We start from the raw sequence: 13,429 nt of genomic DNA on the forward strand, positions 1-13,429 counted from the left end.
ATGACCAGCAGGACGGATACGGAAGCGGCGTCGCTCGGCTACGAGCAGGCCAGGGACGAGCTGATCGAGGTGGTGCGCCGCCTGGAGGCCGGGGGTACGACCCTGGAGGAGTCGCTCGCCCTGTGGGAGCGCGGCGAGGAGCTGGCCGCCGCGTGCCGCCGCTGGCTGGACGGGGCCCGCGCCCGGCTCGACGCGGCCCTCGCGGCCCCGGACGCCGAGGACGACCCGGACACCGAGGACGCGTAGGGCGCCTGGGCCCATCCCTGTGAAGCGGATCACCATGCCCGAGCTTTAGTTGAATATTGAACCTCACTGTCGTAGTGTCGATCCCACCGGCAGGCACCCAGGCACCTCCCACGGGCGCAAGGACCGCCGCCGGAGCCCTCAGCAACGCATCGAGAAGGTTGTAAAGATGTCCCTCGTTCTTGACCCCGCCGCCCAGGACCTGCTCTTCCGCGAGGCCCGCACCGCGAACACCTTCACCGACGAGCCCGTCACCGAGGAGCAGGTCCAGGCCATCTACGACCTGGTCAAGTACGGCCCCACCGCGTTCAACCAGTCCCCCCTGCGGGTGACCCTGGTCCGCTCCCCCGAGGCCCGCGAGCGCCTGGTCCAGCACATGGCCGAGGGCAACCGCCCGAAGACCGCCACGGCGCCGCTGGTCGCGATCCTGGCCGCGGACAACGAGTTCCACGAGGAGCTCCCGGCCCTCTTCCCGCACTTCCCACAGGCCAAGGACGCGTTCTTCTCCGAGCGCCCGGTCCGTGAGCAGGCCGCCGGCCTGAACGCCGCGCTGCAGGCCGCGTACTTCATCGTCGGCATCCGCGCCGCCGGCCTCGCCGCGGGCCCGATGACCGGCTTCGACTTCGCCGGCGTCCAGAAGGAGTTCCTGGACGACGACCACACCCCGCTGATGGTCATCAACATCGGCAAGCCGGGCGACGACGCCTGGTTCCCGCGCTCCCCGCGCCTGGAGTACGAGGACGTCATCACGACCGTCTGAGTCCCGGCAGCAGGACGCAGCAGGACACGGCAGAACGCGAGAGGCCCCCGGCGACACCGCCGGGGGCCTCTCGTCGTACCACTGCCATTCGCCGTACCGCGTACCGCTACACGCCGGTCTCGACCGGCGTCCGCTTCATCTCCAGGGACTCCGCCATCGCCGTCAGCTGACCGAACGAGGCCGTCCCCGCGACCACCGTCGTCGCGCCCTTGTCCTGGAGGACGAGCGCGTCATAGCGCGAGCCCTTGTAGCGGTGCCACGTCTTGCCCGCGATCTCCTGGGTGCGCTCGGTCTTGCGCGCCTTCTGCGTGGCCGTCTCGATGAACTCGGACGGCTTCGCCGTGGACTGCTTGACCGTCACGTACTCCCCGGCCGGGTCGAGGAAGCCCAGGTGCCAGCTGTCGTGGTCGGCGCCGTTGAACCGCACCGACGTCGGCTTCCACGACTTGGGGAGGCCCTGGGGCGCCGCCACGGGGTAGGTCGCGGCCCGCCTGGCGGTCAGGAGCTCGACGCGGTAGTCGACCCGCTCGACCGGTTCCTCGGAATCGTCGTGCGGGACGAAGACGTAGATCACTGCGACCACGATGCCGATGACGGCCATCGAGAGCAGCATGTTCCGCACGGTCTGCTTGCCATTTCTGCCTGCCACGCCCCCCATCGTCGCAGGTCCACGCCGCCGCCTCGGCACGGCCCCACCCGCGCTCACGTGTGGGGCCCTCTGCTCATTCTTTCGACCTGCGGATAGAGTCAAGGCATATCCCTCATCCGGCCGCCCGCCCGTCTCCCGCCCCCGCCCTTGCAGGGACGCCCTCCGGGCGCAGTTTTTGTTCCGCATCAGAAAGGTGCGCCTCGATGACCGAGCATCATTCGCTGCCGTCCGAACTCGTGGTCTCCCCGGAGGCTCCCGACCGCAACCTCGCCCTGGAGCTCGTCCGGGTCACCGAAGCCGCCGCCATGGCCGCGGGCCGCTGGGTCGGCCGCGGCGACAAGATCGGCGCGGACGGTGCCGCCGTCAGGGCCATGCGGACCCTCGTCCACACCGTCTCGATGAACGGCGTCGTCGTCATCGGGGAGGGCGAGAAGGACGAGGCGCCGATGCTCTTCAACGGCGAGCGCATCGGCGACGGCACCGGCGCCGAGGTCGACATCGCCGTCGACCCGATCGACGGCACCACCCTCACCGCCAAGGGCATGCCGAACGCCATCGCCGTCCTTGCCGCCGCCGACCGCGGCACCATGTTCGACCCGTCCGCCGTCTTCTACATGGACAAGCTGGTCACCGGCCCCGAGGCCGCCGACTACGTGGACATCAACGCGCCCGCGGCGGTCAACATCCGCCGCGTCGCGAAGGCCAAGAAGTCCTCGCCCGAGGACGTCACCGTGATGATCCTGGACCGGCCCCGGCACGAGGGCATCGTCAAGGAGATCCGCGAGACCGGCGCCCGCATCAAGTTCATCTCGGACGGCGACGTGGCCGGTTCGGTGATGGCGGTCCGCGAGGGCACCGGCGTCGACCTGCTCATGGGCGTCGGCGGCACCCCCGAGGGCATCATCAGCGCCTGCGCGATCAAGTGCCTGGGCGGTGTCATCCAGGGCAAGCTGTGGCCCAAGGACGACGAGGAGAAGCAGCGCGCGATCGACGCCGGGCACGACCTGGACCGCACGCTCTCCACGAACGACCTGGTCAGCGGCGACAACGTGTTCTTCGTCGCGACCGGCATCACCGACGGCGAGCTGCTCCGCGGTGTGCGCTACCGCGCCGAGAACGCCTCGACGTCCTCGCTCGTGATGCGCTCCAAGTCCGGCACGATCCGGAAGATCGACTCCGACCACCGGCTCTCGAAGCTGCGCGCGTACAGCGCCATCGACTTCGACCGCGCCAAGTAGACGGGGGCCGCGGCGGCATACGACGACGGGGGCGCTCCGTGCGGGGAGCGCCCCCGTCGTCGTACGAGGATGAGCCCTCGCGCGCGCCGCCCCTCACCAGCCCCCGGAGATCGCAGCGACCCCGGAGTTCGCCCCGGAGTTCGCGGCCGCTCAGCCAGCGGCGGCGATGGTGCCCGCGGCGGTGCGGGTGGCCTTCTGGAGCTCCAGGTCGCGGCGGCGGCGCCGGGCGAGGACCACGCGGCGCTCGGCGGCGGTCAGGCCGCCCCAGACGCCGTACGGCTCGGGCTGGAGCAGGGCGTGCTCACGGCACTCGACCATCACGGGACAGCGGGCGCAGACGCGCTTCGCGGCCTCCTCGCGGGAGAGCCGGGCCGCGGTGGGCTCCTTGGACGGGGCGAAGAAGAGACCGGCCTCGTCCCGGCGGCACACGGCGTCGGAGTGCCATGGGTTGTCCTGGTCCCGCTCGCGCGCTGGCACCCTTCCCCAAGCGCTCGACTGCGCTCGTGCAGGGGAGGCCCCCTCCGCCGGTACGGCGACCTGCAGGGACTGATGCGTCGGTTGCAGCACGGTCTACTCCTGACGACGGCTTCGCGAGCGAGAGACGATGCCCGAAGCTCTACCCGCTGTGTGCGGGCCTATGCACTGGGTTCCGGTGTACGGAAGCTCCGGTTCCTGCCGTGCGGCGCGGGTGGCCGGAACGTGTCGTCGTCGAGCGGGTGCCCGGGTGCCGCGGCGGCGGGCGGCGCGCTCAGCCCTCCAGCCGCTTGCGCAGATATCCGCGCAGGTCACGGATGAGCTTGCCGCGCTTGGGCCGGGCCTTGATGTCGCCGAAGACGGCGAAGCCCTCGACGAAGACGACCGGCGCGTCCTTCTCCTCGGAGTCCAGGGTGTCCACTTCGACGGTGCCGAAGACGCCCCTGCCCCGGCCGCGCAGCGAGATGTTCTCCGGGACGCGGATCTTCACGTCGCCGAACAGCGCGAAACCCTTGATCACGACCTGCCGGTGCTCGAAGACGGCCTCGCTGAGGTCGATCACGACATCGCTGAACACGGCGTACGCGTGCGTGCGGCGGCCGACGCGCCAGCGGCCCTTGCGGACGGCGTCGCCGAAGACCGCGTACAGGGTCTCGTCGGCGCTCTCGGGGACCTCGCCGGGCGAGGGCCGGGCGGGCGCCTTCTCGAACGAGGGGCCCTTGTCGCCGGGGGCGGGCAGGTCCTCGACGAAGGGCTCGAGCTCGGCGACGGTCTTGGCGTTGTAGACCCCGTCGATCCGCTCGCCGTGCTCCTCCGGGTCGATCCGGCCCGTGGCGAGCGCCTCGGCGAGGATGTCGGCGGCGCGGTCTCGGTCGGCGTCCGAAGCGCGCAGCCGCGCGGGCGCCTTGGCGGCAGGGGTCTGGGAACGCTTCTCTAGGTCCACGCCGTCAGCGTACCCAAACGCGATAGATCGCGACCAGACCCCACGAGGGGCCGGCCGGTCGCGCGCGGGGCGCGGCGGCCGGCGCGCGGGTCCGGCCGACGCGGCCGCCGCCGTCAAGTGAGCCTTACCTCACCAGACCGGCACTCCCGGGGCGCTCTACGCTGGTCGGGCGCCACCAATGGAGGTCGCGCCGCTGTCTGCCGAGTGAGGAATTGGGCGTCATGCCAGAGTTTGCGTACTCCGATCTGCTCCCGCTGGGAGAGGACACCACCCCGTACCGGCTGGTGACCTCCGAGGGTGTGTCCACCTTCGAGGCCGACGGGCGCACGTTCCTCAAGGTCGAGCCGGAGGCGCTGCGCAAGCTCGCCGCCGAGGCGATCCACGACATCCAGCACTATCTGCGCCCGGCCCACCTGGCGCAGTTGCGGCGCATCGTGGACGACCCGGAGGCCTCGGGCAACGACAAGTTCGTCGCCCTCGACCTGCTGAAGAACGCGAACATCGCCGCCGCGGGCGTGCTCCCGATGTGCCAGGACACCGGCACGGCCATCGTCATGGGCAAGCGCGGCCAGAACGTCCTCACCGAGGGCGGCGACGAGGAAGCCCTGTCGCGCGGCATCTACGACGCGTACACGAAGCTGAACCTGCGCTACTCGCAGATGGCCCCGCTGACCATGTGGGAGGAGAAGAACACCGGCTCCAACCTCCCGGCGCAGATCGAGCTGTACGCGACCGACGGCGGCGCCTACAAGTTCCTCTTCATGGCCAAGGGCGGCGGCTCCGCCAACAAGTCGTTCCTCTACCAGGAGACCAAGGCGGTCCTGAACGAGGCCTCCATGATGAAGTTCCTGGAGGAGAAGATCCGGTCGCTGGGCACGGCGGCCTGCCCGCCGTACCACCTGGCGATCGTCGTCGGCGGCACGTCCGCCGAGTTCGCCCTGAAGACCGCGAAGTACGCCTCCGCGCACTACCTGGACGAGCTGCCCGCCGAAGGCTCCGCGACCGGCCACGGCTTCCGCGACAAGGAGCTCGAGGAGAAGGTCTTCGAGCTGACGCAGAAGATCGGCATCGGCGCGCAGTTCGGCGGCAAGTACTTCTGCCACGACGTGCGCGTGGTGCGTCTGCCGCGACACGGCGCCTCGCTGCCCGTCGCCATCGCCGTCTCCTGCTCGGCCGACCGACAGGCCACCGCGAAGATCACCGCCGAGGGCGTGTTCCTGGAGCAGTTGGAGACCGACCCGGCGCGGTTCCTGCCGGACACGACGGACGAGCACCTGGATGAGGCCGGTGACGTCGTGAAGATCGACCTCAACCAGCCCATGGACGCCATCCTCGCCGAGCTCACCAAGCACCCGGTGAAGACCCGCCTCTCCCTCACCGGACCGCTCGTCGTCGCCCGCGACATCGCGCACGCCAAGATCAAGGAGCGGCTCGACGCGGGCGAGGAGATGCCGCAGTACCTGAAGGACCACCCGGTGTACTACGCCGGACCGGCCAAGACCCCCGAGGGGTACGCCTCCGGGTCCTTCGGGCCGACGACGGCCGGGCGCATGGACTCCTACGTGGAGCAGTTCCAGGCCGCCGGTGGCTCCAAGGTGATGCTGGCCAAGGGCAACCGCTCCCAGCAGGTCACGGACGCGTGTGACGCGCACGGCGGCTTCTACCTGGGGTCGATCGGTGGGCCTGCCGCGCGGCTCGCGCAGGACTGCATCAAGAAGGTCGAGGTCGTCGAGTACGAGGAGCTCGGCATGGAGGCCGTCTGGAAGATCGAGGTCGAGGACTTCCCCGCATTCGTCGTCGTCGACGACAAGGGCAACGACTTCTTCCAGAATCCGGCTCCGGAGCCGACGTTCACGTCCATTCAGGTGCGGGGGCCCGGGCTGGCGTAGCGCCTGCGGGCGGCGGGGGATGGATTTCGCCCCCGCCGCCCCTACCCGTCCCGTACGGGGGCTTCGCCCCCTGGCCCCCTTTTTTAGCGCTTCGCGCCTCGTCCTCAAACGCCGGACGGGCTTTGTTCGCTACGCGAACTTCTGGTTCGGTGTGCCTGTGCACTTCTGGAGGCGCAGGGGCTCCTTGGGGCCCGCGAGGGTCAGGCACAGGGTGGTGTTCGCGGTGGGGCGCAGGGTGCCTGCGTCGCGGACGAACTTCTGGTTGCTGCCTCCGTGGCAGTTCCACAGGGTGACGGCTGTGCCCTCCTTGTAGGCGCCCTCGGGGACGTCCAGGCAGCGGTCCTGCGTCAGCCCGGTGTGCAGGGAGCGCTGGCCGGAGTCGTACCACCAGGTCTGGTTGCGGTTGCCGGTGCAGTCCCAGCCCTGGACCTTGGTGCCGTTGCGGCTGCTTGAGGCGTCCGCGTCGACGCAGGTCTTCGTGGCCTCGTTCGTCAGCGGCTTGTACGCGTCGTCCCAGCCGCCCTCGTACAGCTTGGCGCTGCCCGTGGACGCCGGGTCGGCGCAGCTGCCCTCACGCCAGTCGGAGTTGTGGAGCTGGGTGAGGCAGGAGGCGAAGGCGCCGTGGCCGCGGGCGTTGGGGTGGAAGGACTGGCGCACCGAGTTGGAGTCCGGCGGGAACGGGTTGGTCAGGTCCACGTACAGGCCGCGCGCCCAGGTGTCCTCCATGCAGACCTCGTGGCCGTGGAAGAGCCGGGAGTTGTCGAGGTAGAGCGCGCCGGAGTTCTTCGCGGCCCTGCGCATGCCGCGTTCGAAGGCGGGCACGGCCTCGTTGCGGCCCCACTCGGTGTCGGAGTCGTATCCGAGGCCGCCGCAGGCCAGCTTGCCGGGGAACTCCGGGTTGTCGCGGAAGTCGGGGCCGATCGGGCTCGGGTAGCCCATGACGACGAGCTTGTAGTCGTCACCCGCGTAGCCCGCCTGGTCCATGACGGTGCGCAGATCGCGTACGGACTGCTCGACCTTGGGCACGAGCGCGTCGACGCGGGCCTGCCAGCCGTCCTTGTACTTGGGCGCGCACGGGCCCTGGAGGGTGAGGTAGCGGGTCACGCAGTCGGTCATGACGGGCGAGAACTGGAGGTCGTCGTTGGCGCCGATGACGAGCAGGATCGTCTTGATCCGGGTGTTGCGGGCCTTGATGGCGAGGTTGTCGCTCTGCACCAGCTCGTCCGCGTACTGCTTCTGGCCGCCGATCCTGATGTTGACGGTCTGCGCGCCCGAGCAGGCCACGTTGTACGTGACGTCGGCGGGGATGCCGGTGCGGTGGATGGCGGCGTCCGGCGAGCGGTGGCACCAGTTGTCGGGGCCGTTGGTGCCCGGCTCGTACGTCCCGACGCCCTCGCCGCTGATCTCGCTGTCGCCGAGGGAGATCAGGCCGGTCTTGCGGTCGGCGAGCGGGCGCTCGGCGGGGTCGCCGTACAGCTTGGTGGCCTCGGCCGCGCGGATCTTCTCCAGCTCCGGCGGCAGGGGCGTCGCCGCGGGGGCGGGGCCCTTCGGGTCCGCGGCCTGGGCCGGGACGGCCGTGGCGGCCCCGCCGATCAGGACCGTGACGGCGGCGGCCGCCGTGAGTGTGCCGCGCAGCCGGCTCGCGCCGGCACGTCTGACGCGTTGAACGCGCTTCATTGCGCCTCCCCGGTTTGGTGTTACCCACGGTTTTTACTGGTGGGTAGGGGGCTTGGGAATACTCCGAACAAGACAAGTGCTCAACTTTTTGAGGCAGTTGCGTACCCGGCAGCACGGAAGGACCAACGGACATGAGCGGCGGCGACAGCGGCGAGCAGGGCCGAGACAACGGCGTTGACCAGGGCGGATACCGCGTCGAACACGACTCCATGGGCGAGGTGCGGGTGCCGGCCGACGCCAAGTGGCGGGCCCAGACCCAGCGCGCCGTGGAGAACTTCCCCATCTCCGGCCAGCGCCTGGAGCGCGCCCACATCGCGGCCCTCGCCGAGATCAAGGCGGCCGCCGCGAAGGTCAACGCCGAGCTCGGCGTGCTCGACCAGGACATCGCCGGGGCCATCGTGGCCGCCGCCCGCGAGGTCGCCGACGGGCGCTGGGACGCGCACTTCCCCGTCGACGTGTTCCAGACCGGCTCCGGCACCTCGTCCAACATGAACACCAACGAGGTCATCGCCACCCTCGCCACCGAGCGGCTCGGCCGGGACGTCCACCCCAACGACCACGTCAACGCCTCGCAGTCCTCCAACGACGTCTTCCCCTCCTCCCTCCACATCGCGGCCACCGCCGCCGTCACCGGCGATCTGATCCCCGCCCTCGACCACCTCGCCGCCGCCCTGTCGCGCAAGGCCGAGGAGTTCGCCGACGTCGTCAAGTCCGGGCGTACGCATCTGATGGACGCCACGCCCGTCACCCTCGGGCAGGAGTTCGGGGGGTACGCGGCGCAGGTGCGGTACGGCGTCGAGCGGCTGCGGGCCTCGCTGCCGCGGCTCGCCGAACTGCCGCTCGGCGGAACCGCCGTGGGCACCGGCATCAACACCCCGCCCGGGTTCTCCGCCGCCGTCATCGCCGAGGTCGCCCGGGCCACCGGCCTTCCGCTGACCGAGGCGCGCGATCACTTCGAGGCGCAGGGCGCGCGCGACGGGGTCGTCGAGACCTCCGGGCAGCTGCGGACCATCGCCGTCGGCCTCACCAAGATCTCCAACGACCTGCGGTGGATGGCCTCCGGGCCCCGGACCGGGCTCGCCGAGATCAGCCTGCCCGATCTGCAGCCCGGGTCCTCGATCATGCCCGGCAAGGTGAACCCCGTCATTCCCGAGGCCGTCCTCATGGTCGCCGCGCAGGTCACCGGCAACGACACCACCGTCGCCGTCGCCGGGGCCTCCGGGAACTTCGAGCTCAACGTCATGCTGCCGGTCATCGCCAAGAACGTGCTCGAGTCGGTGCGGCTGCTCGCCAACGCGGCGCGGCTGCTCGCCGACCGGACGGTCGACGGGATCGTCGCCCATCGCGAGCGGGCCCGTGAGTACGCCGAGTCCTCGCCCTCCGTCGTCACCCCGCTCAACAAGTACATCGGGTACGAGGAGGCGGCGAAGGTCGCCAAGCGGGCCCTGGCGGAGCGCCGGACGATCCGTGAGGTCGTCCTCGACGCGGGGTACGTCGAGCGGGGCGACCTGACGCTCGCGCAGCTTGACGCCGCACTGGACGTCCTGCGGATGACGCGGCCGTAGGCCTGCGCGGGGCGCCCCAGTCCCACCCCTTTCCCGAACCCGGGGCTCCGCCCCGGACCCCGCTCCTCAAACGCCGGAGGGGCTGAAATACAACAGCAGCACCTGATCTAGCCCGTCCGGCGTTTGAGGACGAGGCGCGAAGCGCCGATACGGGGTCCGGGGCGGAGCCCCGGGTTCGGGAAGGGGTGGGGTTGGGGAGCCCCCGGCAGGGAACAGGGCCGCAGACCCTAATATCTGTTCATGACAGACGACGACGGCGGAGTGGGCGCGGTGAGGGCGGCTCGGTGGGAGCCGGGGACACAGGTTCTGTGGCGGTATCGGGAGAACGCCGGTGAGGGGTTCCACATTTGTCGGCCCGTCACGGTCGCGCGGGACGAGGAGGACCTGCTGGCCGTCTGGATGGCACCGGGCACGGAGTGCGTGAAGCCGGTGCTGGAGGACGGGACCCCGGTGCACCGGGAGCCGTTGGCCACGCGGTACACGAAGCCGAGGACGACCCGCAGGGACCGCTGGTCCGGGACGGGTGTGCTGAAGCTGGCGCGGCCGGACGAGCCGTGGTCGGTGTGGCTGTTCTGGGAGCCGGGCTGGCGCTTCAAGAACTGGTACGTGAACCTGGAGGAGCCGCGGACCCGCTGGCACGGCGGCGTGGACTCCGAGGACCACTTCCTGGACATCTCCGTACGCCCGGACGGAAGTTGGCGCTGGCACGACGAGGACGAGTTCGCCCAGGCCCAGCGGGCGGGCCTGATGACGGAACGGAAGGCGGCGGCGGTACGGGAGGCGGGTCACGCGGCCGTGGACGTCATCCGCGCCTGGGGACCTCCTTTCGGGGACGACTGGCCGAGCTGGCGCCCGGACCCGTCGTGGCGGATTCCCGCCCTCCCCCAGGACTGGGACCGTACGCCCGCGCACGTGTCCTCATGAGACCCTTGATGCGCCCCCGTGGTTCAAACGTAGGATCGTCCTCCGCAAGGGCGCACAGCAACAACTCCTCGTGCCCCCGCAGCGCCTGACAGGATGTCATCAAGGAGCGGCTGAACGTGAGCGAGGCATACCGCGCGCCTGGCGGCCACGACCGCACGGGCCAGGCCGAGGCGTTCGACGCCATCGGCTCGGCCTACGACGTCGCGTTCCCGCACAAGGCGGGCCAACTCGCGGCGGGCCGCCGCCTCGCCGAGGAACTGCCCGCGGGCTCCCGGATCCTGGATGTGGGCTGCGGCACGGGCCTGCCGACGACCCGGCAACTGGCCGAGGCGGGCCACTCGGTGCTCGGCGTCGACCTGTCGGCGGGCATGCTGGAGCTGGCCCGGGCGAACGTACCGCCGCCGATGGCCGAGTTCCGACGGGTGGATCTGGCGAATCTGCGCCCCTCGGGCGAAGGACCGGGCGCTGTGGGGCAGTTCGACGGAATTGCCTGTTTCTTCGCGCTGTTGATGCTGCCCCGGAAGGAGATACCGTCGGCTCTTCGACTGCTGCGGTCCCTGCTCAGGCCCGGCGGTCTGCTGGGACTGTCCATGGTCGAGGCCGACCTTGACGACGTGGCAATTCCGTTCCTGGGGCACACAATCCGGGTATCCGGTTACCTGCGGGACGAACTGCGGCAGGTCGTGCGGGACGCCGGCTTCGACATCGCCCACGAGGAGTCGTACTCGTACGCCCCGGCGAGCACCGACGCTTCCCCTGGCTCTCAGCTACGTTCGAGCAGGGGAGGCCCCAACCCCGAGCACCAGTTATTCCTGCACTGCCGACGCGGCTGAGCAACGCTTGGACGGCGCGCGCGGCGCGCAGCCCCGGACGGACGGATTCGAAACGCGTGACGGAGCACCTCAGCCCCTACGAGGGCCGCAAGGCACCAGTTGCCCGGCCAACCGCCCCCGCGGATCCCCGCGGGGCGCTGCTGCGTGCCCCGGAGACGGAAACGTTCGGCTCCGGTGGCGTGAACGCCCTGCCCGCGCAGGCGCGCACGGGTGAACAGGACGCGGGCACGGGCAGCGAGCACGCCCAGTCGTCCACGCCCGCCACGGAAGGCCCGGGCAGCCACCGCCCCCGCCCGGCCCCCGAGGGCGTGCCGACCCAGCCCCACCCCGGCCCCGACGCGGCCAGGCCGGGCACCGAGGGCCCGGCGGCCCTCCCCGGCGTGAGTGACGTGCCGGGCGCCCCCGATGGCGCCGAGCGCCGCTCGGGCCGTCCGCGCCCGCCGGGTCCGGCGGCGATGCGGCGCGACGGGGACCGGCTGCGGTTCGTGGGCGCCGCCACCCGGCGCATCGCCCGCGGCATCGACCTCGACGAGATCGTGATGGGCCTGTGCCGGGCCACGGTGCCGACGTTCTCGGACGCGATCCTCGTCTATCTGCGCGACCCGCTGCCGGTGGGCGACGAGCGCCCCGTGGGACCGCTGCTGCTCCGGCTGCGCCGCACCGACCGGATCCCGGAGGACCAGGACACCGACGGCGGCACGCTGCCCGCCCTCCAGGTCCAGTCCGACCTGTCGTTGGCCGCCGAGCTGTGCGAGGTCCGCGTGGGCAGCGCGCTCGCCGAGGTCCTGCGCGGGGTGCGGCCGGTGTTCGCGGACGCGGCGTCGGCGTTCGGCGCGCTGCCCGAGCTGCTCGGCGAGGGGCGCAGAGTGCCCGGCGGGCAGCGCGCGATCCTGGCGCCGCTGCGGGGGCGGCGTCGGGTCATCGGGGCCGCGGTCTTCCTGCGCCGCCCCGACCGGCACCCGTTCGAGGCCGACGACCTCCTGGTCGCCGCCCAGCTCGCCACGCACAGCGCGCTCGGCATCGACAAGGCCGTCCTGTACGGCCGCGAGGCGTACATCGCCGACGAACTGCAGCGCACGATGCTCCCCGAGACCCTGCCGCGCGCCACCGGCGTGCGCCTGGCCTCGCGCTACCTCCCGGCCGCCGAGACCGCCCGCGTCGGCGGCGACTGGTACGACGCGATCCCGCTGCCCGGCAGCCGCGTCGCCCTGGTCGTCGGTGACGTGATGGGGCACTCCATGACGTCCGCCGCGATCATGGGCCAGCTCCGTACGACCGCGCAGACCCTCGCCGGTCTCGACCTGCCGCCCCAGGAGGTCCTGCACCACCTCGACGAGCAGGCCCAGCGCCTCGGCTCCGACCGCATGGCGACCTGCCTGTACGCGGTGTACGACCCCGTATCGCACCGCATCACCATCGCCAACGCGGGCCACCCGCCGCCCGTCCTGCTGCACCTGGGCGGCCGCGCGGAAGTCCTGCGGGTGCCGCCGGGCGCGCCCATCGGCGTGGGCGGCGTCGACTTCGAGGCCGTCGAGCTGGACGCGCCCGCGGGCGCCACGCTGCTCCTGTACACGGACGGGCTCGTCGAGTCCCGGCTGCGCGACGTGTGGACCGGCATAGAGCAGCTGCGCGAGCGGCTCGCCGCCACCGCCCAGCTCACCGGTCCCGACCACCCGCCGCCCCTCGAGGCCCTGTGCGACGAGGTCCTCGACATGCTCGGCCCCGGCGACCGCGACGACGACATCGCCCTGCTCGCCGCCCGCTTCGACGGGATCGCGCCGAGCGACGTGGCGTACTGGTTCCTGGAACCGGAGGACGCCACCCCGTCGCGCGCCCGCAGGCTGGCCCGCAGCGCCCTGGAGCGCTGGGGTCTGACCGAGCTGAACGACGCCGTGGAGCTGCTCGTCAGCGAGGTCGTCACGAACGCCGTGCGGTACGCCACGCGGCCGATCACGCTGCGGCTGCTTCGCACGGACGTGCTGCGCTGCGAGGTCGGCGACGACGTGCCGCAGCTCCCGCGGCTGCGCCAGGCCCGCGCGACGGACGAGGGCGGACGCGGGCTCTACCTGGTCAACAGGCTGGCGCGGCGCTGGGGTGCCACGCGGCTGAGTACGGGAAAGGTGGTCTGGTTCGAGCTGAACCAGAACGGCTGAACCAGAGCGGCCGGCCGGGGTCGGCCGGGGCGCGGTCGTGGGCCGGGGTCCTGGTCGGCCCCTGATCGGCCCCGGGCTCCC

Annotated in this window: 12 protein-coding genes; 8 read left to right on the forward strand and 4 right to left on the reverse strand. The window is 71.5% G+C overall.

Annotation, left to right across the window (positions count from 1 at the left end; genetic code table 11):
- Together ACZ6BG_RS10675 and ACZ6BG_RS10680 are read left to right on the forward strand one after the other, a co-directional pair.
- Complete coding sequence (locus tag ACZ6BG_RS10675; protein WP_468999552.1) at positions 1-246, forward strand: exodeoxyribonuclease VII small subunit; 246 nt, start codon at positions 1-3, stop codon at positions 244-246.
- Between the two features lie 166 nt (positions 247-412).
- Complete coding sequence (locus ACZ6BG_RS10680) at positions 413-1,003, forward strand: malonic semialdehyde reductase (RefSeq protein ID WP_468451355.1); 591 nt, start codon at positions 413-415, stop codon at positions 1,001-1,003.
- A 106-nt stretch (positions 1,004-1,109) separates the two neighbouring features.
- Here ACZ6BG_RS10680 and ACZ6BG_RS10685 read toward each other — a convergent pair whose 3' ends face one another.
- Positions 1,110-1,652, reverse strand: a complete 543-nt coding sequence (locus ACZ6BG_RS10685) for a DUF4245 domain-containing protein (RefSeq protein WP_468999553.1) — start codon at positions 1,650-1,652, stop codon at positions 1,110-1,112.
- A gap of 203 nt (positions 1,653-1,855) precedes the next feature.
- On the opposite strand from ACZ6BG_RS10685, the gene glpX reads away from it, so the two are divergent.
- Positions 1,856-2,890: a class II fructose-bisphosphatase gene (gene glpX, locus ACZ6BG_RS10690; protein WP_468999554.1), complete on the forward strand. Its 1,035-nt coding sequence runs from the start codon at positions 1,856-1,858 to the stop codon at positions 2,888-2,890.
- Between the two features lie 150 nt (positions 2,891-3,040).
- Here glpX and ACZ6BG_RS10695 read toward each other — a convergent pair whose 3' ends face one another.
- Complete coding sequence (locus ACZ6BG_RS10695; protein ID WP_468999555.1) at positions 3,041-3,457, reverse strand: WhiB family transcriptional regulator; 417 nt, start codon at positions 3,455-3,457, stop codon at positions 3,041-3,043.
- Positions 3,458-3,638: 181 nt separating this feature from the next.
- Positions 3,639-4,307 (reverse strand): DUF1707 SHOCT-like domain-containing protein, encoded by a 669-nt coding sequence (locus ACZ6BG_RS10700; RefSeq protein ID WP_468999556.1) that lies wholly within the window; start codon positions 4,305-4,307, stop codon positions 3,639-3,641.
- A gap of 221 nt (positions 4,308-4,528) precedes the next feature.
- On the opposite strand from ACZ6BG_RS10700, the gene ACZ6BG_RS10705 reads away from it, so the two are divergent.
- The gene (locus ACZ6BG_RS10705; protein ID WP_468999557.1) at positions 4,529-6,196 is read left to right on the forward strand and encodes a fumarate hydratase; all 1,668 of its coding nucleotides are present in this window, start codon (positions 4,529-4,531) and stop codon (positions 6,194-6,196) included.
- 129 nt (positions 6,197-6,325) lie between these two features.
- Here ACZ6BG_RS10705 and ACZ6BG_RS10710 read toward each other — a convergent pair whose 3' ends face one another.
- The gene (locus ACZ6BG_RS10710; protein WP_468999558.1) at positions 6,326-7,873 is read right to left on the reverse strand and encodes a ricin-type beta-trefoil lectin domain protein; all 1,548 of its coding nucleotides are present in this window, start codon (positions 7,871-7,873) and stop codon (positions 6,326-6,328) included.
- Positions 7,874-8,004: 131 nt separating this feature from the next.
- Between ACZ6BG_RS10710 and ACZ6BG_RS10715 the strand changes: the two genes are divergently transcribed.
- From ACZ6BG_RS10715 to ACZ6BG_RS10730, 4 genes are all read left to right on the forward strand, one after another.
- On the forward strand, positions 8,005-9,438 hold the full coding sequence (locus ACZ6BG_RS10715; protein WP_468999559.1) for a class II fumarate hydratase: 1,434 nt from the start codon (positions 8,005-8,007) through the stop codon (positions 9,436-9,438).
- A 240-nt stretch (positions 9,439-9,678) separates the two neighbouring features.
- Positions 9,679-10,362 carry a cytidylyl-2-hydroxypropylphosphonate hydrolase gene (gene fomD / locus ACZ6BG_RS10720; protein ID WP_468999560.1) on the forward strand — a complete coding sequence of 228 codons (684 nt, stop codon included), beginning with the start codon at positions 9,679-9,681 and terminating at the stop codon, positions 10,360-10,362.
- 116 nt (positions 10,363-10,478) lie between these two features.
- Positions 10,479-11,195 (forward strand): class I SAM-dependent methyltransferase, encoded by a 717-nt coding sequence (locus tag ACZ6BG_RS10725; RefSeq protein ID WP_468999561.1) that lies wholly within the window; start codon positions 10,479-10,481, stop codon positions 11,193-11,195.
- 56 nt (positions 11,196-11,251) lie between these two features.
- Positions 11,252-13,348, forward strand: a complete 2,097-nt coding sequence (locus tag ACZ6BG_RS10730) for an ATP-binding SpoIIE family protein phosphatase (protein ID WP_468999562.1) — start codon at positions 11,252-11,254, stop codon at positions 13,346-13,348.
- Positions 13,349-13,429 lie beyond the last annotated feature (81 nt).

It is taken from the genome of Streptomyces sp. NPDC041205, assembly GCF_055591765.1.

Coding starts and splice junctions, on each gene's coding strand:
- ACZ6BG_RS10675 (WP_468999552.1), top strand. CDS start 1: ATGACCAGCAGGACGGATACGGAAGCGGCGTCGCTCGGCTACGAGCAG.
- ACZ6BG_RS10680 (WP_468451355.1), top strand. CDS start 413: ATGTCCCTCGTTCTTGACCCCGCCGCCCAGGACCTGCTCTTCCGCGAG.
- glpX (WP_468999554.1), top strand. CDS start 1,856: ATGACCGAGCATCATTCGCTGCCGTCCGAACTCGTGGTCTCCCCGGAG.
- ACZ6BG_RS10705 (WP_468999557.1), top strand. CDS start 4,529: ATGCCAGAGTTTGCGTACTCCGATCTGCTCCCGCTGGGAGAGGACACC.
- ACZ6BG_RS10710 (WP_468999558.1), bottom strand. CDS start 7,873: ATGAAGCGCGTTCAACGCGTCAGACGTGCCGGCGCGAGCCGGCTGCGC.
- ACZ6BG_RS10715 (WP_468999559.1), top strand. CDS start 8,005: ATGAGCGGCGGCGACAGCGGCGAGCAGGGCCGAGACAACGGCGTTGAC.
- fomD (WP_468999560.1), top strand. CDS start 9,679: ATGACAGACGACGACGGCGGAGTGGGCGCGGTGAGGGCGGCTCGGTGG.